Here is a 23,396-nt window from a genome sequence, read left to right on the forward strand (position 1 = left end):
ATCGCCGCCGTCAACGACGTCTTGCCGTGGTCAACGTGACCAATCGTGCCAATGTTGCAGTGCGGCTTGGTGCGGGAGAACTTTTCCTTGCCCATGATTCCCATTCCTGCGGCGGGGACCACCCAAGGGCCCCGAATCCTGGTCAGCCGCCCCGAAGCTCGGACAGGGGCGAAAAACGCGGTCCGCTTAGAGGGTCGGCCGCCAGGGATCAAGCTCCGCGGCGCGCGGGCGCCCGACGACCGGCTCTGCTGTCAAGCCGCGGCCATGAGTCTTGAACGCCGAAACATCAATCACAGGCAGTATCCACGCCGCTTTCGCGCCACAGTGTGGCTTCGCGGGCATAGCGGGATCCGTGCGGCCGAGCTTAAGTGGGGACAACAACGCATCACCTCGGACCCCCCGCCATGATGAAGAAGTTCCTCCTCGCCACCGCCGCGACGGCGCTGGTCACGACGGCCGCTTCGGCCGCCGACCTGCCGCGCCGGGCCGCGCCGCCGCCGGTCTTCACGCCGGTGCCGGTCTTCACCTGGACGGGCTTCTACGCCGGTCTCGAGTCCGCCTACACCTTCACGGATCGTGAGCGCATCACCACGGTCGGCGTCCAGCCGGGCAACGCCACCAATGTGGCCCTCGGCCGCCGTCCCTTCCTGACCTCGACCACGCAGGACGGCTTCGCCAACATCGGCGGCACCGCCGGCTACAACTACCAGTTCACGCCGGGCTCCGGCATCGTCGTCGGTCTCGCCAACAGCATCGACTGGACCGACATCACCAAGAACCGCGTCGTCCTCGGCACCGGCAACGTCGCCGGCGGCCCGCCGAACATCAGCCAGTTCCGCCAGAGCCTCGACTGGCTCGGCACCCTCACGGGCCGCGTCGGCTACGCCTTCGACCGCGTTCTGGTCTACGGGATGGGCGGCCTCGCCTACGGCAACGTGTTCCACGACGCCAACTTCTACACCCCGGGCGGCCGCCTGCAGTTCGCCGGCCGCTACGACGACTTCAAGGTCGGCTACGCCTACGGCGGCGGCATCGAGTTCGCCCTGCCCACCGACAGCTTCCTGAACACCTTCGCGCTCGGCCGCTACATCGGCATCAAGTACGACGCCATCACGGTGAAGGCCGAGTACCTGCACTACGACCTCGGCAGCCAGAACGTGCTCGTCGGCGCGGTCCCGGGTGTCGGCAACGGCGCGTACATCTCGCGCTTCCGCACCGAGGGCAGCATCGTTCGCGCCGGCTTCAACTACAAGTTCGGCGGCCTCTGAGACCGACGGCGCCGGGGCTTCCCCGGCCGAGACCAACAAGGGCGGGTGCCGATATCGGCACCCGCCCTTTTTCGTTGCTCCGGCGCGATCGGTGCATCGGCCGCCGCGACCCGACCGTCGCACCCGGCGTGGGACGAAGATGTCCCGTCAGCAGGCGCGCAGATGCGCGACGAGCCGCGACGCGGCGTCGCCCGGGGAGCCGGTGTTGAGGATCGTCAGATCCGCGACGACGTCGCCCTCCCGGGCGAGACGCGCGGCGAGGTCGCCGTCCTGCGGCCGGCCCCGGGCGGCGATACGCTGCGCCAGGATCTCGGGCGGCGCGGTGACTTCGACGACGCTCACCCGCGGGCAGGTCCTCCGCGCCTCCGCGACGACGCGGCGCGAGACGTTGCAGATCACAACCTGACCGTCGGCGGCGCGCCTTCCAGCCTCCGCCGGGAGGGCGTAGCCGAGGCCATGGGCGCGCCAGCTCAAGGTGAAGCGGCCGGCCGTGCAGCCATCCGCGAACGCAGCCTCGTCGATCTCGTCGTTGTCCTCGTCCGCCGAGGGTGGCCGGGTCACGAGACGCCGCGGGAAGACGTAGCGCGGATCGTCCGCCAGGGCCGCCCGGGCCAGCCGGATCAGCGTGTCCTTGCCGGCTCCGCTCGGGCCGACCACGAGGACGAGGCAGCCCGGCATCAGGCGACCCGCCGGCCGGCGCGCCAGACCTCGCGGACGACCGGCACGCCCTCGGCCCGCTGCACGCGCACGAGATCGGCCCGCAGCCCGGGCGCCAGGGCGCCCCGGTCGGTGAGCCCGGTGGCGCGGGCGGGATTCGCCGTGACGGTGGCCAGCGCCTCGGGCAGCGTGATCGACGGTGCCTGCTCGGGCAGCAGGAAGGCCGCCATCAAGAGGCTCGCCGGCACGTAGTCCGACGAGAGGATGTCGAGGTGCCCGGCCTCGGCCAGCGCCAGGGCGGCGACGTTGCCGGAATGCGAGCCGCCGCGGATCAGGTTCGGCGCTCCCATCATCACGGTGATGCCCTGGCGGTGCGCGGCCTCGGCCGCCTCCAGGGTGGTGGGAAACTCGGCCAGCCGCACGCCTTCGCCGACCGCGAGGTCGACATCCGCCAGGGTGGTGTCGTCGTGGCTCGCCAGCGGGATCCCCATCTCGCGGGCGAACTGGACCAGGGCCGGCCGGTTCTTCGCATTCAGCGACCGACCGTCGCGGATCTTGCGCTCGGTGTTGGCGCGGATCTCCTCCATGGGACGGCCGCCGCGCGTGGCGTAGGTGTAGTACTTCTCCATGTCGCGGAACTGCCGCTGGCCGGGGGTGTGGTCCATGAGCGAGATCAGCCCCACCGGGTAGCGGGCCGTGAAGGTCGCCACCGTGTCGAGCACATCCGTGGAGGGCAATTCGCAGCGCAGATGCGTGAAGTGCTCGGCCCGGAACAGGTCGCCGGCCCGCGCGGCGGCGATGGCGCCGGCGAGTTGCTCCAGCTCGGAGCCGAGGCCGCTGCCGTCCGGGTCGCTGCCGGCGCGGAGCGAATCGAACACCGTGGTGATGCCCGAGGCGGTGATCTGCGCGTCGTAGGCGAGCACCGCGCCGAGCGGATGCCAGCGGACCTTGGGGCGCGGCGCGTAGTGGCTCTCCAGATGGTCGGTGTGCAGCTCGATCAGCCCGGGGATCAGGTAATCGCCGCCGCAATCGAGGCCGCGCGCGGGCGCCCGGCCCTCGCCGATCTCGATGATCGCCCCGTCGGAGACGGCGAGCCAGCCGCGCTGCACCCGGTCGGGCAGGACCAGGGTCGCGTTCTCGAGGATGAAGTCGTCCATCGTGAATTCCTCAGGCTGCCCGGGCTTGCGGCGCGAAGCGGGTGACATCGACCACCCGGGTCGCCACAGCGTCGCGCATCTCGCTGTCGTGGAAGATGCCGAGCACGCCGGCGCCGGCCTTCAGCTTCTCGCGCACGAGGTCGGCCACCACGGCGCGGTTCTGCGCGTCCAGGGAGGCGGTCGGCTCGTCGAGGAGCAGGAGCGGCCGGTCGGCGATCAGGCCCCGGGCGATGTTGACCCGCTGCTGCTCGCCTCCCGAGAAGGTCGCGGGCGGCAGGCCCCAGAGCCGCTCGGGCAGGTTGAGCCGGGCGAGCAGATCCTTGGCCCGGGCGCGGGCCGCCTCTTCGGACAACCCGCCCTCGCGGCCGGCGGCCTCGACCACGTCGAGGGCCGGGACCCGCGGGATCACCCGCAGGAACTGCGACACGTAGGCGATGACCCGCGCCCGCAGCGCCAGGACCACTCGCGGATCGGCCCGGACGACGTCCACCACGGCCTCGCCGTCGCGGACCCGGATGGCGCCGGCATCGCAGCGGTAATTGCCGTAGGCCATCTTCAGGAGCGAGGACTTGCCCGCCCCCGAGGGGCCGCCGAGCACCACGCACTCGCCGGGCTCGACCACGAGGCTCACGCCGCCCACCACCGGCAGGACGATCCCGCCGCGCAGGTGCAGGGTGAAGCTCTTGGCGACGTCCTGGAAGGTCAGAAGCGCAGTCATGCGGCGAGCACCGAGGCGACGAGGAGCTGGGTGTAGGCGTGCTCGGGATCGTCGAGCACCCGGTCGGTGAGGCCCGTCTCGATCACCCGGCCGGCCCGCATCACGGCGATCCGGTGTGAGAGCAGCCGCGCCACCGCGAGGTCGTGGGTCACGATGATCACCGCGAGGCCGAGCTCGGCCGAGAGCCGCCGGATCAGATCGAGGAGCCGGGCCTGGACCGAGACGTCGAGGCCGGAGGTCGGCTCGTCCATCAGCACGAGGCGCGGCCCGGTGACGAGGTTGCGGGCGATCTGGAGGCGCTGGCGCATGCCGCCGGAGAACTGGCTGGGCGGGTCGTCCACCCGGCCGGCCTCGATCTCGACCCGGCCGAGCCAGTCCAGCGCCTGGCCGCGGATCCGGCCGTAATGGCGCTCGCCCATGCCCATCAGCCGCTCGCCGACATTGCCGCCGGCCGAGACCGCCATGCGCAGGCCCTGGCGGGCGTCCTGGCGGACGAAGCCCCAGTCGGTGCGCATCAGCCGGCGCAGCGCGGCGGGTCCGAGATCGGCGAGGCTGCGGGTCTGCCCGTCGCGCATCCGGTAGCGGACCTCACCCGAATCGGGCGCCAGCTCGCCGGCGAGCAGCGACAGGAGCGTCGACTTGCCCGAGCCGGACTCGCCCACGATGGCCAGCACCTCGCCCTCCGTGATGTCGAGGTCGATGCCCGCGCAGGCGAGCCGGTTGCCGTAGGTCTTGGTCAGGCCGTGGGCGGAGAGGAGCGGCGCGCTCATCGGGCCGCCTCCGCGACACGGGTCTCGCAGATGTCGGTGTCGGAGCAGATGAACATCCGGCCTCCGGAATCGTCGGTGACCACCTCGTCGAGGTAGTGGCCGCGGGCGCCGCACAGGGCGCAGGGCTGCGTGAATTCCTGCACGCGGAACGGGTGATCCTCGAAATCGAGGCTGCGCACCCGCGTGTAGGGGGGCACCGCGTAGATCCGCCGCTCGCGGCCCGCGCCGAAGAGCTGGAGCGCCGGGCAGTCGTCCATCTTGGGATTGTCGAATTTCGGCGTCGGCGACGGGTCCATCACGTAACGGCCGGCGACCTCCACCGGGTACGCGTAGGTGGTGGCGATGTGCCCGTGCCGGCTGATGTCCTCGTAGAGCTTGACGTGCATGGCGCCGTACTCGGCCAGCGCGTGGAGCTGGCGCGTCTCGGTCTCGCGCGGTTCGAGGAAGCGCAGGGGCTCGGGGATCGGCACCTGATAGACCAGAATCTGCCCCTCGGTGAGCGGCGTCTCGGGGATGCGGTGGCGGGTCTGGATCACCGTCGCCTCCGTCGTGCGGGTGGTGGTGGCCACCCCGGAGGTCTTGGCGAAGAAGCGGCGGATCGAGACCGCGTTGGTGGTGTCGTCGGCCCCCTGGTCGATGACCTTGAGCACGTCCGATTGCCCGAGGATCGCCGCCGTGACCTGCACGCCGCCGGTGCCCCAGCCGTAGGGCATCGGCATCTCGCGGGAGGCGAAGGGCACCTGGTAGCCCGGCACCGCGATGGCCTTGAGGATGGCGCGGCGGATCATCCGCTTCGTGCCCTCGTCGAGATAAGCGAAGTTGTAGCCGGAGCCGCGCGCGTTTCCTGCCGCGTCGAGGACGGACGCGACGATCCCCCTGTCCCGTTCGGGAGAGGGAACCTGTGCGTCATCCGGCGCGCGGCCCGGAAGCTCCCGGGAAGCGGAGCCACCAAGGAAGGGGGACATCCCTGTCGCGCTCATTCGGCGGCCTCCTGCATCTCGACGGTCTCGGTCTTGCGCTCGAACTCGGCGCGCAGGCGTCGGACCAGCTCCAGCTCGGCCTGGAAGTCGACGTAGTGGGGGAGCTTCAGGTGCTCGACGAAGCCGGTCGCCTGGAGGCTGTCGCAATGGGCCAGCACGAATTCCTGGTCCTGGGCGGGGCTCGCCACCGGCTCGCCGAGCTCCTCCGCGCGCAGCGCCCGGTCCACCAGGGCCATTGCCATGGCCTTGCGCTCGCTCTGCCCGAAGCTCAGCCCGTAGCCGCGGGTGAACTGGGGCGCGGCCGCGCCCGAGCCCTTGAACTGGTTGACCATCTGGCACTCGGTGAGCCGCACCCGGCCGAGGGGGACCGCGAAGCCCAGCTCCTCGGGCACGAACTCCACCGCCACCGCGCCGACCCGGATCTCGCCGACGAACGGGTGGGTGCGGCCGTAGCCGCGCTGCGTCGAGTAGGCGAGGCCGAGCACGAAGCCCTCGTCGCCCCGGGCGAGCGCCTGGAGGCGCAGGGCCCGGTCGGCGGGGTAATCCACGGGCTCGCGGGTGAGGTCGCCCACGGGGGCGCCGTCGTCCGGCGGCGAGGCCTCGATCAGCCCGTCCTGGGCCAGCAGGTCGGTGACCCGCGGGCAGGTTCCGGCATCGGCGCGCGGCTCGGCCTCGGCGGCGGGCTCGGAGGCGGTATCCGCCGCGAGCGCGAAGTCGACGAGCCGGTGGGTGTAGTCGAAGGTCGGCCCGAGCACCTGCCCGCCGGGCAGGTCCTTGAAGGTCGCGGAGACCCGGCGCTCGACCGCCATGGTGCCGGTGTCGACCGGCGCGGAGGCACCGAAGCGGGGCAGCGTGGTCCGGTAGGCGCGGACCAGGAACACCGCCTCGACCACGTCGCCGCGCGCCTGCTTGAGCGCCAGGGCCGCGAGGTCCGGATCGTAGAGCGAGCCCTCGGTCATCACCCGGTCGACGAGCAGCGCCATCTGCTCGCGGATCTGCGCCACGGAGAGTTCCGGAACGGCGGGGTCGCCCCGGCGGGCCTCGGCGAGGAGCCGATGGGCGTTGTCGATGGCGGCCTCGCCGCCCTTCACGGCCACGTACATGGGTCAGGCCTCCGTGACCGTCGTGGAGCGCGGCAGACCGGCCACGCGGCCGGGCGCGGTGAGGATCAGGTCGACGCCCAGCGGAAAGTCGGCGCGGTTCTCGGCGCATTGCGCCGCGAAGCCGTCCGGCAGAGGTCCCGGCGCGACCCGGACCGTGCCCCGGACGCCCGGGCCGGAGAGGCTCAGCCCCTGCCCATCCGTGATCGTGTCGAGGGCGAGCACCAGGGTGGTGGAGGTGTCGGGGTAGGCCGGCGTGCCGAGGGCGAACCGGCCCAGCGGCGGGCAGCGTCGAGACTCGCGGACCAGCGCGAAGGCGGCCCGGGCCGGATCGTCGGTGAGCGGCGCGCCGGTGTGAAAGCGCAGGTAAGCCGCGACGTCCGCGGCTTCGGCGAGGGCCGGATCCAGCCAGACCGGCGTGTCGGCGTCGGTGAGCGCCAGTGCGACGGCGGCCAGTTCCGGCGTGAGCGGCGCGGGCGGCGCGAGGAACGGGGCGAGCGGCCGGACGAGCCCGGGGCGGGCGAGGGCGTCCATCACGGCGCGGAAGGTGCCCTGCGCGTCGTGGACCGGATCGGCGAAGCCGGGGGCGAGCATGCTCAATCGTCTCCGCGGGCGAGGGTCAGGAAGTCGACCCGGGTGGCCGCCGTGCGCCGGGCCGCCTGTTGCCGGTCCGCCGCGAGCCGCCGGGCGGCGGGCGCCAGGGCGGCCTCGACCCGGGCGCGCCGGTCCGGGTCCTGCCAGAGGGCGTCGAGGATCGCGGCGAGCCGCGCCTTCGTGCGGTCGCGGCCGAGATGGTAGGCGAAGCCGGCCGGACCGTCCGCGAGGCGGATGGCGGCCCGGGTCACGCTGACCTCGCCGAGGTTGAACGGGCGCCCGTCGCCGCCGATCCGGCCTGAGGCCATCACGAGCCCCGTCTCCGGCGGCCGGAGATCCGCGGCGGCGGGGGTGTCGAGGACCGACAGGGCCGCCTCCAGGTCCGTGCGGCTCGCCTCGGCACAGAGCGCCATCACGGCCTGGCGCGCCCCGATCTCCCCCTCGGATGCCGGATGTCTCGGGCTCGTCGTCATCGCGAATCCCTCCGTCGCTCGGTTGTATAGGTGTATAGACAACTGGCGTGCGCCGCACAAATGAAGTTTGGATGACAGGATGGATGCGCAGGAGCAGGCACCCGGCCTCGTCCGGGGCGAGGGTCTGACGGCGTGGCGGCAGATCGCCGACGCGCTGACGGCCGAGATCGCGGCGGGGCGCTATCCGCCGGGACAGCAGCTGCCCGCCGAGGCCGCCCTGGCGGCGCGCTTCGCCGTGAACCGGCACACCGTGCGACGTGCCCTCGCGGCGCTCGCCGAGGGCGGGCTCGTGCGCGCCAGCCAGGGCCGGGGCACCTTCGTGGAGGAGGCACCCCTCGCCTACCCGATCGGGCCGCGCACGCGGTTCTCCGAGATCGTCGCCGGGGCCGGACGCGAGGCCTGGGGCGACCTCGTCGCCTCGACTACGGTCCCGGCCGGGCCCGAGCAGGCGGCAGCTCTGGCCCTCGCCCCCGGCGCGCCGATCCTGGAGCTGCTGACGGTCCACCGGGCGGACGACGCCCCGCTCTCGACGGCGCTGACCTGGCTGCCGCTGCCGCGCTTCGCGGGCTTCGCCGAGGCCTATGCCGAGCGCGGCTCGATCACCCGGGCTTTCGCGGCCTGCGGCCTGCACGACTATACCCGGCTCTCGACGCGCATCCGCGCCCGGCCGGCCGATTCCGCGGAGGCGCAGCGCCTCGACATCGCCCCGGGGCGGGTCGTTCTGGTGGTGTCGAGCGTCAACATCGATCCTGCCGGCGTGCCGATCCAGGCGAACCGCACCCTGTTCGCCGCCGACCGGGTGGAGCTGGTGATCGGCGGGTGATCGGCGGGTGATCGGCGGGTGATCGGCGGTTTATCGGGCCGCCGGCTCAGCGCGCCGCCGGCCCGATGATCGCCCGGCGCAGGCGGGTCGAGACCCAGTCGATCGCCGCCACGGTGACGAGAATCATCAGCACCAGGAAGGCGACCTGCTGCAGCTCCAGAACGCGGATCAGCTCGGTGAGGTATTGACCGATGCCCCCGGCGCCGACGATGCCGATGATCGTCGCCGACCGGGTGTTCGACTCGAAGAAGTACAGGACCTGGCTCGCCAGCACCGGCAGGACCCCGGGGATCAGCCCGAAGCGGATGCGGTGCAGGCGCGAGCCGCCCGAGGCGACGACGCCCTCGCCGGCACGCTTGTCGCAGGTCTCGATCGCCTCGGAGAACAGCTTTCCGAGCGCCCCGAAATCCGAGCACGCGATGGCGAGCGCCCCCGCGAAGGGGCCCAGGCCCACGACGTTGATCCAGATCAGCGCCCAGATCAGCACGTCCACCGAGCGCATCACGTCGAGGCCGCGGCGGACGGCGAACCGCGCGAAGGGGTTGGGCACGACGTTCCGGGCCGCCAGGAACGCCACCGGGAAGGCGAAGACCGCCGCCGTCAGCGTGCCCAGGAAGGCGATGCCCAGGGTCTCGCCCAGCGCGTGCAGGAAGGTCCAGAACTGGCCCTCCGGGGACGGCGGCAGCATCAGCACCGCGAAGGTACCGAGCCGCCCGAGCCCGTGGAGGATCCGCGCCATCGAGAAGTCGAGGCGCCAGTAGCCGAACGCCGCGAGCCCGATCAGGACGGCGAGCAGGGCGGCGAGCCGCGCCCGCCCCGGCCAGTCGGTGCGGAACTGCGCGGGGTAGCGCGCGCGCAGGCGGGCGAGGTCGGCCCGGGCCGCCGCCCGCAGGGCCTCGGGACGCGCGCTCATCGGGCCTGCTCCGCGCCGATCAGGCGGTGACGGACCCGCTCGGTGGCGAGGTCGATGCAGAACACGGTCAGGATGATCAGCACGAGGATCGCGCTCACGTCCGCGTAGTAGAAATTTCGGATCGCCACGAGGAATTCCTGGCCGATGCCGCCGGCGCCGACGAAGCCCATCACCCCGGCCCCGCGCACGTTGATCTCGAAGCGCAGCAGCGCGTAGGAGGCGAAGTTCGACAGCACCTGCGGCAGCACCGCGAAGCGTACCGTCTGGACCCAGGTGGCGCCCGAGGCCGACAGGCCCTCGACGGGCCGCATGTCGATGTTCTCGACCACCTCGGAGAACAGCTTGCCGAGCGCCCCCGTGGTGTGGATCGCGATGGCGAGCACGCCCACCATCGGGCCGAGCCCGAAGGCGATCACGAAGATGAGGGCGAACACCACCTCGGGGACGGTGCGGCACAGCTCTAGGAGGCGCTTGGCGCCGACGCGCAGCAGGCGCGACCGCACGAGGTTGGCGGCGGCCACGAAGCTGAGGGCGAAGCCCGCGAGCCCCCCGAGCAGCGTCCCGAGATAGGCCATGAGCAGGGTCTCGCCCAGCAGGCCCAGCCATTTGGGCAGGCCCCAGTACCAGCTGCGGACGTCTTCGAGCGGGTGCTCGAGGCTGATCGGCGGCAGGATCTGCTGGATGTAGGCGGTGAACTTGCCGATGTTCTCGGCGAAGACCAGCGGCCGCACCTCGGCGACCAAGCCGGCGACCAGGGCGAGCGCCGCCACAAGGGCGAAGCCCGCCAGCGTGCGGCGGCGCGCAGCGCCGGTCGCCGCCGCGTAGAGGCCGGAGAGGGCGGCTTCCCGCTCCGGCGACAGGGGTGTCAGACCGCGCAAGGCGGGCGGGCCCGGATCAGGACTTCCGGCGCTGCTCGTCGTTGAACCGCAGCATGTCGATGATCGGCTGATAATCCTTGAGGGTCACCGGCGTCAGATCCTGGTCCTTGCCGTCGGAGAGACGGTCGAAGGCGGCCTTGTCGGCCTTCGGCAGGGCCACGAAGGCGTCGCGGATCCTGGCCTTCAGGTCGTCCGGCAGGCTCGTCAGCATGGCGAAGGGCCCCTCCGGCAGGAAGTCGGACTTGAACACGACCCGGAAGTCCGATTGCTGCATCGGCGTGCCGTCGGGCTTCTTGAGCATGCCCTTGGCGGCCATGCGGGTGACCATCGTGTCGGTCTCGGAATTCCACAGGTTGGCGGCGGCGTCGGCCGTGCCCTGGGTGAGCGCCAGCACGGCGTTCTCGTGGCTGCCGGCGTAGAAGGTCTTGCCGAAGAACTTCTCCACGTCGTAGCCGGCCCGCTTCAGGAAGAAGCGCGGCGCCTGGTTGCCCGAGGTGGAGTTCGGATCGACCAGGGCGAGGTTCTTGCCCTTGAGATCCTCGACGGTCTTGTAGGGGCTGGAGGCCAGAACGTAGACCACCGAATAGTAGCCCGAGGCGCCGGTCTCGTGCTTCTGGTTGACGATCGGCTCGATCTTCACGCCGGTCATCACGGCCCGCGCGAAGGAGGCCGGCCCGTACCACGCGATCTGGATGTTGCCGGCCCGCTGGCCCTCGATGACGGCGGCGTAGTCGCTCGCCACCCGCAGCTTCACCGGCACGCCGAGCGTCTTGGTCAGGTAGGCGGTGAGCGGCGCCCAGCGGTCGGCGGTGCCCGAGGCGTTCTCGGCCGGGATCACGCCGAGCGTCAGCTCCGGATACTGGGCCTTCCAGTCCTGGGCGGCGGCCGGCAGGCCGAGGAGGGCGAGAGCCGCGGCGGCGCCGGCGAGAGTGCGTCGGGTGATCATCGTGTCGTCCTTCGTGACGGCGTAGGGCAGGAAGTTCGGCCGGCCGGAGGCCGGTCGCGCGTTTCCCGAATGGTTGTTGGGGCTTGGAGGGCCCGGATCAGGCGCCGAGGGCGGCCTCGCGGACCGGCCGCGCCGGCACGAGACCGGGCCGGCCGGGCATCGCGGCCCGCTGCTCCGCCTCGCGCTGCGCGGAATCGTCCAGCACCTCGCCGGCCTCCAGGCCGTAGAGCCGGCGCGCCACGTCCTCGGTGAGGTCGAACGGTCCGCCCTCGAACACGACCCGCCCGGCCGCGAGGCCCACGAGGCGGTCGCAATAGGCGCGCGCGAGGTCGAGGGAGTGCAGGTTGCACAGCACCGTGATGCCGTAGCGCCGGTTCACCTCGGCCAGCGCGTCCATCACGAGCCGGGTGTTGCGCGGGTCGAGGGAGGCCACCGGCTCGTCGGCGAGCAGGATCTCGGGCTCCTGCACGAGGGCGCGGGCGATGGCGACCCGCTGCTGCTGCCCGCCCGACAGGCCGTCGGCGCGCTGGCCGGCGAACTCGCCCATGTCGAAGCCCTCCAGGGCGGCGAGCGCCATGGCCCGGTCTTCGGCGGACCATTGCCGCAGCAGGGAACGGTAGCTCGGCACGTGGCTGAGCCGGCCCATCAGCACGTTGGTCATCACGTCGAGGCGGCCGACGAGGTTGAACTGCTGGAAGATCATGGCGCAGCGGGTCCGCCATTCGCGCAGGTCGCGGCCCCGCAGGGTGGTGACCTCACGGCCGTCGTGGAGAATGCGCCCCGAACTCGGGTCCGCCAGCCGGTTGATCAGGCGCAGCAGCGTCGACTTGCCGGCGCCCGACCGGCCGATCACGCCGACGAAGCTGCCGGGCTCGATCCGGAGCGACACGCCGTCGACGGCGCGCCGGTCGCCGTACTGGCGCGTGAGATCCTCGATAACCAGCATGCCACCATCCGCCGGGGAATGGCCGCAGGTAAACGCCGATTTCACGACGATTGGATGACGAATACAGATCGGTTATGTTTGCCGGCACAATTCTTACATTTTGATAGCCGGCTTAAACTTCATAGCGCTCGAGGAATGCTTCGATGGGCAGGCCGCGGAAATCCGGAAGCGCCCGGCGCAGCCGTTCGTGATCCCAGTCCCACCATGCCAGGCGCATCAGACGTTCGGCGATGGCCTCGGGGAAGCGGCGCCGGACCGGTTTGGCGGGATTGCCGACAACGATCGTGTAGGGTTCGACGTCGCGGGTGACGATGGCGCCCGCGCCGACCACGGCGCCGGTGCCGATGGTGCGGCCGGGCAGGACAACGACGCCGTGGCCGATCCAGACATCGTGGCCGATCGCCACCGGGCTCGCCCGGCGCCGGTCGAAGAAGGCGGGCTCGTCGGACTCCTCCGGCCAGTAGGCTCGTGCCCGGTAGGTGAAATGCGCCTGCGACGCGCGCTCCATCGGGTGGTTGCCGGGATTGATCCGCACGCTGGCGGCGATCGAGCAGAACTTGCCGATGGTCGTGTAGATCACCTCGCAATCCTGACCGATGTAGGAATAATCGTCGAGGATCGTCTCGGTGAGGCGGGTTCGCGCGCCGACCTCCGTGTAGTGGCCGAGGCGGCAATCCACGACCCGGGCGCTGGGATCGCGTGCGGGTTCGAGTCCGAGGGGACGGTCAACCACGGGGCTCTCCGAAGGGCAGGCGCGCCAGGAGCCGGAACGGGCCGGACCCGTCCTGGGTCAGGAGGCACACGGCGTCGATCACAAGGGGCTCCGGCCCCGCGGCGGCGTAGGCCTCGGACAGGCGCCGGTGCCAGGCTTCGCGCTCCGCCTCCGGCAGGGCGTCGGTCAGGGTCATGTGGAAGCGGAAGGCCTCGAACACGTACGGGTAGCCCCAGCGCGCCAGCAGCGCCCGCCCGCGCGGGTCGAGGCGCTCCGGGCGGCGCTTGGCGCGCTCGGCCTCGGTGAGCGGCGCACGGAACGGGTCGAGGGCGGCGACGCACTCGGCGGCGAAGAGCCCCAGCTCCGGCGGGGGAGCTTCCGGCACGAGGGCGAGGAACGGCCCGAGGGTGGCGACCCGGAGCGGGCCCACCGCCACCGGCGGGTGCGCGGCCGCGAGGTCACGGGTGGCGGCGACGAGATCCGCCTCCGTGGTGCCCGCCGCGAGGCGCAGCGGCGCCTTGAGGGTGGCGTGGAACCCGTAGATCCGGGCCCCCGCCGTGACGGCGGCGAGGTCGCTCAAGCCCTCCGGGTGCGGGACCGACGCCCCCGAGACGGGGTCGGTGCCGAAGACGGACCGGCCGAAGGCCTCCAGCCGGGAACCCGGGGCGGGCAGGCAGTAGAGAGCGTAGCGGCGCGACACCTTTCGGCCTCCGATCGTCGGCCGCCGTCAGGCCGTCGGCGCGTAGGGACGCGCCTCGGCGGCCCGCCGGGGGCGCACGTCCATGGCGTTGCCCCGCCACACGATGGCGCTCTGCATCCAGGCGCCGAGCCAGATCGCCGGGATCAGGGCGTCGCGCACCAGGAAGGCCGCCAGCAGGCGGGGCGAACGGTGCCAGCCCGCGCGGATCGCGAGCCGGTGCTCGGCGGCATAGCACAGGCCGGCGAGGCCGGCAGCGCCGACGAGGCCCGTGAAGCTGCCGGCCCAGAGGGCGATGAGAAGCGCCGGCAACAGGACACCGCTGCCGATCTCGGGAGCGAAGAACAGCGGGAAGGTCACGCGGCGCAGGCGCGCCCAGCGCAGCTGCCGCGCCCAGACCTCCTGGAAGCCGCGCGGCCCGAGCGGCTGCTCGAACGGGCTCGCCACGAGGTGGACCCGCTTGCCGGCGGCCCGGACGAGCTTGGTGGCGGCCGCGTCCTCGGCGATCTCGGCCGCGAGCGCCTGCAGGCCGCCCTGCGCCTCAAGAAAGGGCTTGTGCCACAGCATGCTCTTGCCCTGCGCGAAGCCCAGCCCGAACGCCTCGGCGGCGTATTGCCAGCGGGCCTGCAGGGTGTTCAGGAAGGCGCATTCCACCTCGGCCATGAAGCTGCCCGGGCGCGCCCCGGCGGGGGTCGAGCAGACGAGGCCGGTATCGTCCCGCCACGCCGCCTGGAGCCGCTGGAGGTAGTCCGGCGGCATGGCCACGTTGGAATCGGCGAGCACCACCCAGTCGTGGGCGGCGGCCCGCCAGCCCCGCAGGCAATTGTTGAGCTTCGGATTCTCGCAGAGGCGCTCGTCGCCGAGGATCAGGCGGGCGGGCACGCGCGGATGGGCCGCGATCAGCCGCCGGACCATCGGCACGATCGGGTCCCCGGGGTCGGCCACGCAGAAGATCAGCTCGTAGGACGGGTAGTCGAGGCGGAAGCTCCGGGTGAGCATCTCCTCGCTGTAAGCCTCGATCCCGTGAAGCGGACGGACCACGGAGACGGGCGCGCCGTCCGGAAACCGCGACGGCCCGTGGCTCCGGCCGAGGCGCCGGCCCGCGACGCCGATGCTGACGATCTGGACGAGGGCCAGAAGCGCGCCGAGGGACAGGGCCGGCACCGTGGCGTCAAGCATGCGGATCCCTCGATCGATGAAGCGAGCGGTCCGGTCCGCTAGCGGCCGGACCGCGTCAGGCGTGTGACAGAGGCGACGTCGTCCGGCGTGTTCAGAACCGGAGGGTGAAGGTGCCCTTCACGGCCTGATCCTGGGCGCGGGCGCCGGTCTGGCCGGTATAGGCCACGCCCAGGCTCGCGTTCGGCGCCACCGCCAGATCGAGCCCGACCTGCGCCACCAGCGCGTCCCGGTCGATCGGCACGCCCGCGCTCAGGAAGGCCGGGCCCGTGCCGAACCGCAGCAGGGCCGTCGGCACCACGTCGCCGAAGGCCCGCCGGTAGCCGACCAGACCCCGCAGCGTCACCGGAAGACCCAACCCCAGCTCCAGGCCCGTCTGCGCCCGCACCCCCACGGTCGCCGCGCCCAGATCGTAGTCCCGCGCGACGCTCGCCAGCGCCGCCGCGCCCCCGGTCTCCGCGAAGGCGTCCCGCCGGATGCCGACATACGCCCCGCCGACGAACGGCTCGACGTAGGAGGCCACCGGCGGCACCGGCACCGCGACGCCGTCCCTCGACACCAGAGCCGCCGGAGCCGGCTGGCCGAGCGCGATCCTCCAGCCGATCTCGCCGAAGCCCTGCACCGTATAGCCGCCGCCATGGCCGCTCAGCGTGTCCGACAGCCCGTACAGCACCGCCCGCCGGGTGCGCGTGTCGGTCCCGGCGTAGAGCGCTCCCAGCCGCACCGACAACGGCCCGACCTCATAGCCGCCATACAGGCCGCCGAAGCCGCTCTTGAGCGTGGCGCTCTCCGCCCGGCTCGTGCCGCCCGTCCGGCCGGCGCTGTCGAGATACGCCTCCGTGTAGCCGCCGACCACGCCGACGCGCAGCCCGTTCGACACGCGGACATCCGCGCCCGCCGCGAAGCCGGCGATCTGCCGGTCGAGGTTGAACGCGTTGCCGCCGCCCTCGGCCGTGCCGAAGGCGCCGAAGCCCTGGCCCCAGAGCCCGAACACCTGCGGGTCGAGCGTCCGCACCGGCACGCCCGCCACCACCGGCTGGCGCCCCGGCAGGTCGGCCGCGTAGGCGGCCGGCAGGGTGCCGTAATCGAGGCCGGTGCCGGGGCTGCCCCAGCGCAGGCGGTCGAGCACCGCCTCGCGCACGAAGAACGCGGTCTCGTAGGCGGTGGACACGGTGCCGGCATGGATGTCGCCCGCCAGCGCCCGGAAGGCGTTGCCGGCCTCGGCCGTGGTGAAGGCGACCGCCGCGTCGAAGAGCCGGCCCGGGCCGGCCGCCTGGACGGCGTTGGCCGCCGCCATGCCGTTGCGGCTGGTGGCTGACGCGGCGAACGGCACGTCGTTGCGGGTGAGGGTCAGGTCGACCGCGTCGGTCCGGTAGCGCAGGCCCGGGCTGAGGAAGGCGAGGTTCGCGGTCACGCCGGCGAACTGGCCCGAGACGCCGCCGGCGGCGGAGAGGATCGTGTAGGTGGTGCGCGGGTTGTAGGCGCCCGAGGCGGCCAGCACCTGGACGGTGCCGCCCGACAGGGTGGCGCTGCCGGTGGCGGCGATGCGGTCGGCCTGGCCGGCGGCGTTGGCCTCGACCCGGTAGGTCGAGCCGGCCGCGAAGGCGGCATTGCCGGCGACGGTGAGCGTGCCGATGGAATTGCCGGGAGACACGGTGCCCCCCGAGAGCGCGCCGATCCCGCCCACCGTGCCGGAGCCGCCGAGCAGGCCGCCGGCGCCCACGAAGACAGTCCCCGCGATGGTGCCGTTGGCGTAGAGCGCGCCGCCCTGTCCGATGCCGACATCGATGCCGAGGCGGTCGGTGGCGTCCATGCGCAGGGTGCCGGTGACGTTCCCGAAATACCCGGCGGCCGCATAGAGGTCGAGGCGGCTCCAATAGCTCAGGGGGCTGCCGTAGAAGGCGGCCAGCGCGTTGGTCTCGGTGTTGACCAGGATCTGGTTGATCGTGCTGGTGGCGAGCTGGCCGTAGAGGCCGCCGTTGGGCGCGAGGGTCCGCGCGGCGGCGGTCGATCCGCCGTAGAGCGGTGCGAGCAGGATCGAGGCGTCCGGCCCGCCGGCGGGAGCCGCCTCGCGGGGCGCCTGGGCGAAGCTGAGGGTCGGCAGGCCGTAGGTGAGGCGTTGCTGGTAGGCAGCCTGGTTACCGGCCGACGGCACGTAGGAATTCCCGGCCGCGTTGGCGGCGCTGCCCGCGCAGGCGGCGACGGTGTTGCCGCACTGGGCGGCGAGGTAGGCCTGCAGCTGGCTCTGGGCCGCCACGAACTGGGCGGGCAGGTTGATCGCCGTGCCAGTCACCGCGGCGTTGTTGATATAGGCCGGGTTGGTGAAGGCCTGGGCGAGGTCGTAGGTGGCGAGCGCCCGTCCGCCGATGATGTCCAGGGGGTAGTGCACGCCCAGGACGATGCGGCTGTTGGCGTAGTCGGCCGCCCGGGCCAGCATGCTCTGGTATTGCTGCGGCACCAGCATCGCGAGCAGGATGCCGTCGGTGAACGCGTAGGTGGTGTGCCCGCTCGGAAAGGACGGGTTCGTGGCGATGCCGTTGAGCGCGGTCGGGTCGAAGGTGTTGAACCGGGCCGGCGCCGCCTGGACGGGCCGCGAGGAGCCGTAGACATCCTGGCCGGCTTGCGTGTTGGTCACGCCGTAGGCGAGGTCGTAGACGCTGTTGATCGTGTTCGGCAGCCCGTTGGCGGTGGGCAGGCTGTAGCCCGCCGGCGCCACGGCCGGCACCGCCACGTAGTTGGCCGGGGTCACGCTCGGATTGTTGGCCGCGCCGTTGGCATAGTAGTTCTTGGCCACGCCCAGGTTGTTGCCTGTGAAACCGTAGGCACCGGCCAGCAGATTGACCACGCTGCCCAGGGGTCCGCTCGCGCCCTGCTCGACCCCGCGCTGGTAGATCGGGCCGAGCTGGGCACCCAGGCCGCCGACGAGCTGTTGCGGAACGATGCCGTTGATCGGCGTCTGGGCCGGCAGGCCGCCCGCGAGATTTGCAGCCACGCCGTATGTCCCGAGCCCGGCCGAGGACAGGTCGTTGCGCGCCGAGCCCAGCAGGTTCTTGTCGCTGATCGCGAGCTGCTGCTGGGCGAGCCCCGCGGCGTTGTTGATCGCGATCGACTGCGCCAGGTTGAGCTGCAGCGTCTGCTGACCGGTCGCCGTCGTATTGAGCGTCAGGTACGGCGCCAGCAGATTGAGGACGTTGACGTCCGAAGCGGTCGTGTTGGCCGTCTGTGCCTGCGCGCCCGGTCCGAAGGCAGCGACCGCCAAGGCCACGATCGAGACGCCATATCGAAATGTCATGCCAACCCCCAAAGCGCGCGGCGATTCAGCCTGCGAGCCGGAGATTTAGCGAACTCTACGCGCTCGCCTTCGTCATAATCCAGTCACAAATCTAAAAGCTTACATTTGTATCCTGTCAGCAACAGGATCAAAACTTTGCCGGCGCAAATCATATCATGACTCATCTTCGTCTTAACCTTGTAGCGCGTGCCGTCATGACATGAGGATCGGGGCGATGGCCGTCCGTCATCGCAACGGGCCCGGCACAGACCGCCCATCCTCGGCGGCCCGAACACTGGGACGGCCCGGACACTGGGGACGGGACGAAATCCCGCAAATCGCTTCGGCCGGATGCCGTTGCGCGAGGCTGGACGCGGGATCGACGTCACCCGACCGTCACGGGCACATTTTAATCCCGGCTCACCATCACGAATGATTCCGCGCGAGGGTTCATGTCCGATTCCGCCGTGGCGCCGTCGGGGGCGGTCGCAGGCCGGCAGGTAGGGGGCCCGCGCCTCGACCACGGACTGCATCTCGGCGGGGTGGTCGCCTTCCTCCTCGTGCTGGTGGCGGGCCTCGGCTACGCGGTGGTGAGCCTGATCGCGGACATGAACGCCGTCGGCGAGGCGCCCCTCGCCTACGGCGCCTTCGCGCTGCTCGGCCTCGCCTTGCTGATCGCCCTCGCCTTCGAGTTCGTGAACGGCTTCCACGACACCGCCAATGCGGTCGCCACGGTGATCTACACCCACTCGATGCCGCCGCTCGTCGCGGTGATCTGGTCGGGCGTCTTCAACTTCCTCGGCGTGATGCTCTCCTCGGGCGCCGTGGCCTACGCCATCGTGACGCTGCTGCCGGTGGAGCTGATCCTCAATGTCGGCTCGCATGCGGGCTACGCGATGATCTTCGCGCTGCTGCTGGCGGCGATCCTCTGGAACCTCGGAACCTGGGCGTTCGGGCTGCCTAATTCCTCGTCCCACGCGCTGATCGGCTCGGTGCTCGGCGTCGGCCTCGCCAACCAGTTGATGAACGGCGGCGACGGCACCGCGGGCGTCGACTGGAGCCAGGCCCTCAACGTCTTCAAGGCGCTGCTGTTCTCGCCGGTCTGCGGCTTCGTGCTGGCGGCGCTGCTGCTGCTCGCCCTGAAATTCGCGGTGCGCCGCAAGGATCTCTACGCGGCGCCGAAGGGCGAAGCGCCGCCGCCCCTGTGGATCCGCGGCCTGCTGATCCTCACCTGCACGCTGGTCTCGTTCTTCCACGGCGGCAACGACGGGCAGAAGGGCATGGGCCTGATCATGCTGATCCTGATCGGCGCCGCCCCCACTGCCTACGCGCTCAACCGCACCATGGCGGACGACACGACGCCCGCCTTCGTGCAGGCTTCGACGGCGGCGGGCGCGGTGTTCTCCGCCCGGGCGCCCGGCGCGGAGGTGCCGGACGCCGCCGCCGCGCGCCGGACCGTGACGGAAGCGCTGAAGACCAAGGACCTGAACGCGCCGCCCGTCTACGCCGCGCTGGCGGCGCTCGCGAACGACATTGCCGCCAGCGTGAAGAATTACGGCGCGATCCGCACGGTGCCGGCCGCCCAGACCCAGAACCTGCGCAGCGACATGTACCTCGCCGCCGACGCGGTGCGCGTGCTGCCGGGCTCCGGGGCCGATCTCTCGGAGGCCGACAAGGCGACCCTCAAGCGCTACGCGGGCCTGCTCAACGACGGCACGCGCTACATCCCGGGCTGGGTCAAGGTCTGCGTCGCCCTCGCCCTCGGCCTCGGCACCATGGTCGGCTGGAAACGCATCGTCGTCACGGTGGGCGAGAAGATCGGCAAGACCCACCTGACCTACGCGCAGGGTGCCTCGGCGGAGATCGTCGCGGCCGGCACGATCGGGCTGGCCGAACTCTACGGCCTGCCGGTCTCGACCACCCACATCCTGTCATCCGGTGTCGCCGGGACGATGGCGGCCAACGGCTCGGGCCTGCAGATGGCCACCGTGCGCAACATGGCACTCGCCTGGATCCTGACCCTGCCGGCGGCGATCACCCTCGCGGCCGTGCTGTTCTACCTCCTGCGCCACATGTTCTGATCCGGCGTCTGGCCGGCTGGCCGGAGACCGGGCGTCATCCCATGGGGAGCAGCCCGGTCTCCGGCTTCCGTCGGCCCCCTCAGGAACCCGCCATCGCCCGCACGAAGGCCAGGCAGGTCCGGCGCGCGGCCGGATTCTCGATCGCCACGAACGCCGAGACGAGGTCGGCCGCCTGGGCGATGGCCGCGTCGGGCCGGTCGGCATCCGGGAAGAAGCTCGCCACCGGCACGTCGAGAATCCCGGCGATGCGATACAGCGCATCCTTCGAGGCCGCCCCGGGGGGAGGCTTGTGGGTCCGGGCGGGACCCGGGGACGAGGCGGGCACCATCACTCACCCCGCCTTGTGGCCGAGCTGGATCGCCCGGGCGATCTCGGAACGCCGGGCCGCATAGCCCGGGGCGACCATCGGGTAATCGGCCGGCAGGCCGTACTTGGCCCTGTACCGCTCGGGCGTGAGGCCGTGGGCGGTCAGGTGGCGCTTCAGGGTCTGGTAGGCGCGGCCGTCGATGAAGCTGATCAGGCCCGCTTCCTGGATCGAGGCGTCGACCTGCTCCTGGCTCAGGCCGCCTGCCCCCGAACCCGACGGGTCGCGGCGGAGGACTGCGATCGCCGAATGCACTTGGTCGATGAGAGCCGGCAGGGCCCCGACGTCGATCGCGTTGCGCGAGACGTAGGCGGCGACTATGGCGCCGACCTTCTCCAACATGAACGTTGAACGGGCTGCGCTGAGGTTATCCATAGGAGACATCACCATTGAAAGGCCTGGCACCATGCGCCTGATCCACGACTGCCGGTCGGGGTTAACCGAGACCGCAGACGTTGATCAGGGTGCCGGATCGAAAGCCGGAGAATTGCTACCTCAAGTTGATATCGCGCCAATTCTTGAGGTTGCAGATAATATACAATATGAGCGGGCCGGGGTTTGTCCGTGAGCGCGAGGTTTTTTGATCCGTCGCGCAGGGCGACCGATCCTCGAATTGGTTACCGCGGCATTCACTGTTTTCGGCCGCGAAGATCGGCATCCGAACTCATTTTCGGCGTCGGCAGCCGCCTGTCGGGCTCCAGCCCGGGACGGCTCACCGGTGCCGTCTGCCGGGTCCGGGCACGGCCGTGCGGGATCTGCTCCGCCCGACGACGTCCCGCAGCCGACAGCCCTCTTACACCCCATCCCGGTGTCGCGGAGATCGATCCGTGCAGACTCAGTTCTCAACCGCCGGTCTTCCAGCGCAGGACAGCGTCCGACGGTGACGGGAGATCATCTCCGACCCCCTCATGACGGTTGAGCTTCGGACGCTCCAAGCAAAGCCCTTTGCGGCCAAGCGGGAACGCGCGGAGATCCGCTCCCTCGTCGTGGTCGACCGTCAGCCGTTGGTGGTGATGACGGAGACGGACAGTCGCCGGATCCTGGATGTGCCGCGCGACCGTCTGGATCGCGGCTCGGACCGGCCCGGCTCTACACGGCCCTGACCGTCGGCGCCGATCGCGCATCCGCAAGCCTGGCAATGAGCGTCTTCAGCGAGCTGATCCGTGTCCGCGACCGGCTCGGGGCAGCCGCAGCCGCGCGCATGACGGAGATCGGCATCGACTTGATCATCGCCGGTCTCTCGGAGCGGCTGGTCCGGGAGGTGTCCCAGCCCGTCAACGGCAGCGTCGTGGTCCAGCGCGCCGAGGCCCATCTGGAAACCGCCGCCCGGCGGCTGGCCGATCCGGCCTGCGCGCACCTGTCGATCGGCCTGCTCGCCTGCGGCTGCGGCTTCGCCGGCCAAGCCCACTTCGTCCGCCGCTTCAAGGAGCGCCACGGGGCAGCGCCCCGCGCGTATCGGCAGGCGGCCCTGGTGGGCGTCCCGTAGCTCGTCGGCCCGGGACGCCCGATGCGGCCGGATCAGGCCGCCCTGTCGCTCCGGCGCAGGCTCGCCGGCATGGCGAAGAGCGCGAGCCCGGCGGCGACGAGGCAGAGCACCCCGATGCCATACAGGGCCGGCGTCGTCGAGCCGGTCAGGTCCTTCACCCAGCCGACCATCACCGGGCTGACGATGCCGCCGAACTGGCCCAGCGTGTTGATCAGCGCGATCCCGCCCGCCGCGCCGACGCCGGTGACGAGCTTGGCCGGCAGCGTCCAGAAGGTCGGGATCGAGGCGACGATGCCGGCGCCCAGCAGGGCCAGGGCGAACATCAGCGGCACGATGTGCTTGTCGAACAGGCCGGCGCCGAAGAAGCCGAGCGCCGCCGTGATGGCGAGGCCCGCGACGAATTTCGGCCGCTCGCCAGAGGCGTCGGAGAGACGCCCGATCACGACCATGCTGATCGCGCCGCAGATGTAGGGAATCGCCGTGAGGAAGCCCACCGAGGCCGCCTGGCCGCCGCTCGCGGTCTTGATCAGGTCCGGCCCCCAGAAGTTGAGGCCATACGAGCCGATCTGGAGCAGGAAGTAGATCAGCGCGATCATCAGGAAGCCCGGCTGCCGGATCGCCCCGAGGAGCGAATGGTCGCCGATCTCGCGGTTGTGGTGGGCGATGCGGCTGGACAGGAGCGCCTTCTCGGGCTCCGAGAGCCAGCGGGCGTCGGCGATCCGGTCGTCGAGGCGCGTCAGCACGAGCAGGCCGAGGACGAGGCAGGGCAGGCCGCCCGCCAGGAACAGCCATTGCCAGCCGGCAAGGCCGCCGACGCCGTTGAGGCCACCGAGGATGAGGCCCGCCACCGGCGCGCCGAAGATGCCCGAGAAGGCCGAGGCCACGAACATGAAGCTGGTGATCCGCCCGCGATGCGAGGCCGGGAACCACAGGGTCAGGTAGTAGAGGATGCCCGGCGCGAAACCCGCCTCCATGGCGCCGATCACGAAGCGCAGGGCGTAGAAGTGCCACTCGCTGCGGATGAAGATCATCAGCGCGGTGGCGATGCCCCAGGAGATCATGATCCGGGCAATCCACCGGCGCGCCCCGACCCGGTACAGCATCAGGTTCGAGGGCACCTCGAAGATCACGTAGCCGACGACGAACATGCTCGCGCCGAGCCCGTAGGCGACGTTGCTGAAGCCGAGGTCGCTCTGGAGCTGGAACTTGGCAAAGCTGATGTTGATGCGGTCGAAGAACGCGAACATGTAGCAGATCATGATCAGCGGCATGAGCCGCCACGCGACCTTGCGGACGACGCTCGTCTCCGTCACCGCACCGGCCTCGACGGCGGCCGGCGAACCCGACAGGGCTGCGGTCATGGTTTCCTCCGTGTTGTTGTTTTTG

General features: G+C 71.3%; 25 protein-coding genes. 5 read left to right on the forward strand and 20 right to left on the reverse strand.

Going from position 1 to position 23,396, the window contains the following annotated elements:
• Positions 1–95: GTP-binding protein (locus GGQ91_RS27960; protein ID WP_133250949.1), on the reverse strand; the 95-nt coding region annotated here is incomplete at its 3' end.
• Positions 96–404: 309 nt separating this feature from the next.
• On the opposite strand from GGQ91_RS27960, the gene GGQ91_RS26095 reads away from it, so the two are divergent.
• Complete coding sequence (locus GGQ91_RS26095; protein WP_043351243.1) at positions 405–1,268, forward strand: outer membrane protein; 864 nt, start codon at positions 405–407, stop codon at positions 1,266–1,268.
• A gap of 147 nt (positions 1,269–1,415) precedes the next feature.
• On the opposite strand, the gene phnN is transcribed toward GGQ91_RS26095, so the two are convergent.
• The 8 genes from phnN to phnG are packed head-to-tail and all read right to left on the reverse strand — an operon-like array spanning position 1,416 to position 7,717.
• Positions 1,416–1,946 (reverse strand): phosphonate metabolism protein/1,5-bisphosphokinase (PRPP-forming) PhnN, encoded by a 531-nt coding sequence (gene phnN / locus GGQ91_RS26100; RefSeq protein WP_179697188.1) that lies wholly within the window; start codon positions 1,944–1,946, stop codon positions 1,416–1,418.
• Positions 1,946–3,082, reverse strand: coding sequence for an alpha-D-ribose 1-methylphosphonate 5-triphosphate diphosphatase (locus tag GGQ91_RS26105; protein ID WP_043351241.1), 1,137 nt, complete (start codon positions 3,080–3,082; stop codon positions 1,946–1,948). The genes phnN and GGQ91_RS26105 overlap by 1 nt, the downstream gene beginning before the upstream one ends.
• 10 nt (positions 3,083–3,092) lie before the next feature.
• Complete coding sequence (gene phnL / locus GGQ91_RS26110; protein ID WP_182593169.1) at positions 3,093–3,800, reverse strand: phosphonate C-P lyase system protein PhnL; 708 nt, start codon at positions 3,798–3,800, stop codon at positions 3,093–3,095.
• Entirely contained in the window at positions 3,797–4,570 is a 774-nt protein-coding gene (gene phnK, locus GGQ91_RS26115) for a phosphonate C-P lyase system protein PhnK (protein WP_075380844.1), read from the reverse strand. Before phnK ends, phnL begins: the two co-directional genes overlap by 4 nt.
• The gene (locus GGQ91_RS26120; protein ID WP_279901504.1) at positions 4,567–5,535 is read right to left on the reverse strand and encodes an alpha-D-ribose 1-methylphosphonate 5-phosphate C-P-lyase PhnJ; all 969 of its coding nucleotides are present in this window, start codon (positions 5,533–5,535) and stop codon (positions 4,567–4,569) included. The genes phnK and GGQ91_RS26120 overlap by 4 nt, the downstream gene beginning before the upstream one ends.
• A gap of 11 nt (positions 5,536–5,546) precedes the next feature.
• Entirely contained in the window at positions 5,547–6,653 is a 1,107-nt protein-coding gene (locus tag GGQ91_RS26125; RefSeq protein WP_043387925.1) for a carbon-phosphorus lyase complex subunit, read from the reverse strand.
• A gap of 3 nt (positions 6,654–6,656) precedes the next feature.
• Positions 6,657–7,244: a phosphonate C-P lyase system protein PhnH gene (gene phnH, locus GGQ91_RS26130; protein WP_182593170.1), complete on the reverse strand. Its 588-nt coding sequence runs from the start codon at positions 7,242–7,244 to the stop codon at positions 6,657–6,659.
• 2 nt (positions 7,245–7,246) lie between these two features.
• Positions 7,247–7,717 (reverse strand): phosphonate C-P lyase system protein PhnG, encoded by a 471-nt coding sequence (gene phnG, locus GGQ91_RS26135; RefSeq protein WP_170861899.1) that lies wholly within the window; start codon positions 7,715–7,717, stop codon positions 7,247–7,249.
• A 79-nt stretch (positions 7,718–7,796) separates the two neighbouring features.
• Here phnG and phnF point away from each other — a divergent pair, with 79 nt between their 5' ends.
• Positions 7,797–8,540: a phosphonate metabolism transcriptional regulator PhnF gene (gene phnF, locus GGQ91_RS26140; protein ID WP_043387929.1), complete on the forward strand. Its 744-nt coding sequence runs from the start codon at positions 7,797–7,799 to the stop codon at positions 8,538–8,540.
• 46 nt (positions 8,541–8,586) lie between these two features.
• Here phnF and phnE (GGQ91_RS26145) read toward each other — a convergent pair whose 3' ends face one another.
• From phnE (GGQ91_RS26145) to GGQ91_RS26180, 8 genes are all read right to left on the reverse strand, one after another.
• Entirely contained in the window at positions 8,587–9,453 is an 867-nt protein-coding gene (gene phnE / locus GGQ91_RS26145; RefSeq protein WP_182593171.1) for a phosphonate ABC transporter, permease protein PhnE, read from the reverse strand.
• On the reverse strand, positions 9,450–10,331 hold the full coding sequence (gene phnE / locus GGQ91_RS26150; RefSeq protein WP_043355022.1) for a phosphonate ABC transporter, permease protein PhnE: 882 nt from the start codon (positions 10,329–10,331) through the stop codon (positions 9,450–9,452). Before phnE (GGQ91_RS26150) ends, phnE (GGQ91_RS26145) begins: the two co-directional genes overlap by 4 nt.
• Positions 10,332–10,347: 16 nt before the next feature.
• Complete coding sequence (gene phnD, locus GGQ91_RS26155; RefSeq protein WP_182593172.1) at positions 10,348–11,277, reverse strand: phosphonate ABC transporter substrate-binding protein; 930 nt, start codon at positions 11,275–11,277, stop codon at positions 10,348–10,350.
• Positions 11,278–11,374: 97 nt separating this feature from the next.
• Entirely contained in the window at positions 11,375–12,223 is an 849-nt protein-coding gene (phnC, locus tag GGQ91_RS26160; RefSeq protein WP_182593173.1) for a phosphonate ABC transporter ATP-binding protein, read from the reverse strand.
• Positions 12,224–12,335: 112 nt separating this feature from the next.
• The gene (locus GGQ91_RS26165) at positions 12,336–12,956 is read right to left on the reverse strand and encodes an LbetaH domain-containing protein (RefSeq protein WP_182593174.1); all 621 of its coding nucleotides are present in this window, start codon (positions 12,954–12,956) and stop codon (positions 12,336–12,338) included.
• On the reverse strand, positions 12,949–13,635 hold the full coding sequence (locus GGQ91_RS26170; protein WP_182593175.1) for a DUF1045 domain-containing protein: 687 nt from the start codon (positions 13,633–13,635) through the stop codon (positions 12,949–12,951). The genes GGQ91_RS26165 and GGQ91_RS26170 overlap by 8 nt, the downstream gene beginning before the upstream one ends.
• 27 nt (positions 13,636–13,662) lie before the next feature.
• Positions 13,663–14,811: a glycosyltransferase gene (locus tag GGQ91_RS26175; protein ID WP_179697195.1), complete on the reverse strand. Its 1,149-nt coding sequence runs from the start codon at positions 14,809–14,811 to the stop codon at positions 13,663–13,665.
• Between the two features lie 91 nt (positions 14,812–14,902).
• Positions 14,903–18,100: an autotransporter family protein gene (locus GGQ91_RS26180; RefSeq protein ID WP_182593176.1), complete on the reverse strand. Its 3,198-nt coding sequence runs from the start codon at positions 18,098–18,100 to the stop codon at positions 14,903–14,905.
• A 431-nt stretch (positions 18,101–18,531) separates the two neighbouring features.
• On the opposite strand from GGQ91_RS26180, the gene GGQ91_RS26185 reads away from it, so the two are divergent.
• Positions 18,532–20,160 (forward strand): inorganic phosphate transporter, encoded by a 1,629-nt coding sequence (locus GGQ91_RS26185; protein WP_075380853.1) that lies wholly within the window; start codon positions 18,532–18,534, stop codon positions 20,158–20,160.
• A 79-nt stretch (positions 20,161–20,239) separates the two neighbouring features.
• On the opposite strand, the gene GGQ91_RS26190 is transcribed toward GGQ91_RS26185, so the two are convergent.
• Both GGQ91_RS26190 and GGQ91_RS26195 read right to left on the reverse strand, forming a co-directional pair.
• The gene (locus tag GGQ91_RS26190) at positions 20,240–20,488 is read right to left on the reverse strand and encodes a hypothetical protein (RefSeq protein ID WP_043385309.1); all 249 of its coding nucleotides are present in this window, start codon (positions 20,486–20,488) and stop codon (positions 20,240–20,242) included.
• Between the two features lie 3 nt (positions 20,489–20,491).
• Positions 20,492–20,866, reverse strand: a complete 375-nt coding sequence (locus GGQ91_RS26195; protein WP_269466598.1) for a Ros/MucR family transcriptional regulator — start codon at positions 20,864–20,866, stop codon at positions 20,492–20,494.
• A gap of 566 nt (positions 20,867–21,432) precedes the next feature.
• Here GGQ91_RS26195 and GGQ91_RS26200 point away from each other — a divergent pair.
• Together GGQ91_RS26200 and GGQ91_RS26205 are read left to right on the forward strand one after the other, a co-directional pair.
• Entirely contained in the window at positions 21,433–21,627 is a 195-nt protein-coding gene (locus GGQ91_RS26200; RefSeq protein ID WP_182593177.1) for a hypothetical protein, read from the forward strand.
• A 35-nt stretch (positions 21,628–21,662) separates the two neighbouring features.
• Positions 21,663–22,010, forward strand: coding sequence for a helix-turn-helix domain-containing protein (locus GGQ91_RS26205; RefSeq protein ID WP_182593178.1), 348 nt, complete (start codon positions 21,663–21,665; stop codon positions 22,008–22,010).
• A 32-nt stretch (positions 22,011–22,042) separates the two neighbouring features.
• On the opposite strand, the gene GGQ91_RS26210 is transcribed toward GGQ91_RS26205, so the two are convergent.
• Positions 22,043–23,371, reverse strand: coding sequence for an MFS transporter (locus tag GGQ91_RS26210; RefSeq protein ID WP_043352551.1), 1,329 nt, complete (start codon positions 23,369–23,371; stop codon positions 22,043–22,045).
• Positions 23,372–23,396 lie beyond the last annotated feature (25 nt).

Origin of the sequence: Methylobacterium fujisawaense (assembly GCF_014138435.1) — a bacterium.
GTDB classification, from domain to species: Bacteria; Pseudomonadota; Alphaproteobacteria; order Rhizobiales; family Beijerinckiaceae; genus Methylobacterium; species Methylobacterium fujisawaense.

Coding starts and splice junctions, on each gene's coding strand:
- GGQ91_RS26095 (WP_043351243.1), top strand. CDS start 405: ATGATGAAGAAGTTCCTCCTCGCCACCGCCGCGACGGCGCTGGTCACG.
- phnN (WP_179697188.1), bottom strand. CDS start 1,946: ATGCCGGGCTGCCTCGTCCTCGTGGTCGGCCCGAGCGGAGCCGGCAAG.
- GGQ91_RS26105 (WP_043351241.1), bottom strand. CDS start 3,082: ATGGACGACTTCATCCTCGAGAACGCGACCCTGGTCCTGCCCGACCGG.
- phnL (WP_182593169.1), bottom strand. CDS start 3,800: ATGACTGCGCTTCTGACCTTCCAGGACGTCGCCAAGAGCTTCACCCTG.
- phnK (WP_075380844.1), bottom strand. CDS start 4,570: ATGAGCGCGCCGCTCCTCTCCGCCCACGGCCTGACCAAGACCTACGGC.
- GGQ91_RS26120 (WP_279901504.1), bottom strand. CDS start 5,535: ATGTCCCCCTTCCTTGGTGGCTCCGCTTCCCGGGAGCTTCCGGGCCGC.
- GGQ91_RS26125 (WP_043387925.1), bottom strand. CDS start 6,653: ATGTACGTGGCCGTGAAGGGCGGCGAGGCCGCCATCGACAACGCCCAT.
- phnH (WP_182593170.1), bottom strand. CDS start 7,244: ATGCTCGCCCCCGGCTTCGCCGATCCGGTCCACGACGCGCAGGGCACC.
- phnG (WP_170861899.1), bottom strand. CDS start 7,717: ATGACGACGAGCCCGAGACATCCGGCATCCGAGGGGGAGATCGGGGCG.
- phnF (WP_043387929.1), top strand. CDS start 7,797: ATGGATGCGCAGGAGCAGGCACCCGGCCTCGTCCGGGGCGAGGGTCTG.
- phnE (WP_182593171.1), bottom strand. CDS start 9,453: ATGAGCGCGCGTCCCGAGGCCCTGCGGGCGGCGGCCCGGGCCGACCTC.
- phnD (WP_182593172.1), bottom strand. CDS start 11,277: ATGATCACCCGACGCACTCTCGCCGGCGCCGCCGCGGCTCTCGCCCTC.
- phnC (WP_182593173.1), bottom strand. CDS start 12,223: ATGCTGGTTATCGAGGATCTCACGCGCCAGTACGGCGACCGGCGCGCC.
- GGQ91_RS26175 (WP_179697195.1), bottom strand. CDS start 14,811: ATGCTTGACGCCACGGTGCCGGCCCTGTCCCTCGGCGCGCTTCTGGCC.
- GGQ91_RS26180 (WP_182593176.1), bottom strand. CDS start 18,100: ATGACATTTCGATATGGCGTCTCGATCGTGGCCTTGGCGGTCGCTGCC.
- GGQ91_RS26185 (WP_075380853.1), top strand. CDS start 18,532: ATGTCCGATTCCGCCGTGGCGCCGTCGGGGGCGGTCGCAGGCCGGCAG.
- GGQ91_RS26190 (WP_043385309.1), bottom strand. CDS start 20,488: ATGGTGCCCGCCTCGTCCCCGGGTCCCGCCCGGACCCACAAGCCTCCC.
- GGQ91_RS26195 (WP_269466598.1), bottom strand. CDS start 20,866: ATGTTGGAGAAGGTCGGCGCCATAGTCGCCGCCTACGTCTCGCGCAAC.
- GGQ91_RS26200 (WP_182593177.1), top strand. CDS start 21,433: ATGACGGTTGAGCTTCGGACGCTCCAAGCAAAGCCCTTTGCGGCCAAG.
- GGQ91_RS26205 (WP_182593178.1), top strand. CDS start 21,663: ATGAGCGTCTTCAGCGAGCTGATCCGTGTCCGCGACCGGCTCGGGGCA.
- GGQ91_RS26210 (WP_043352551.1), bottom strand. CDS start 23,371: ATGACCGCAGCCCTGTCGGGTTCGCCGGCCGCCGTCGAGGCCGGTGCG.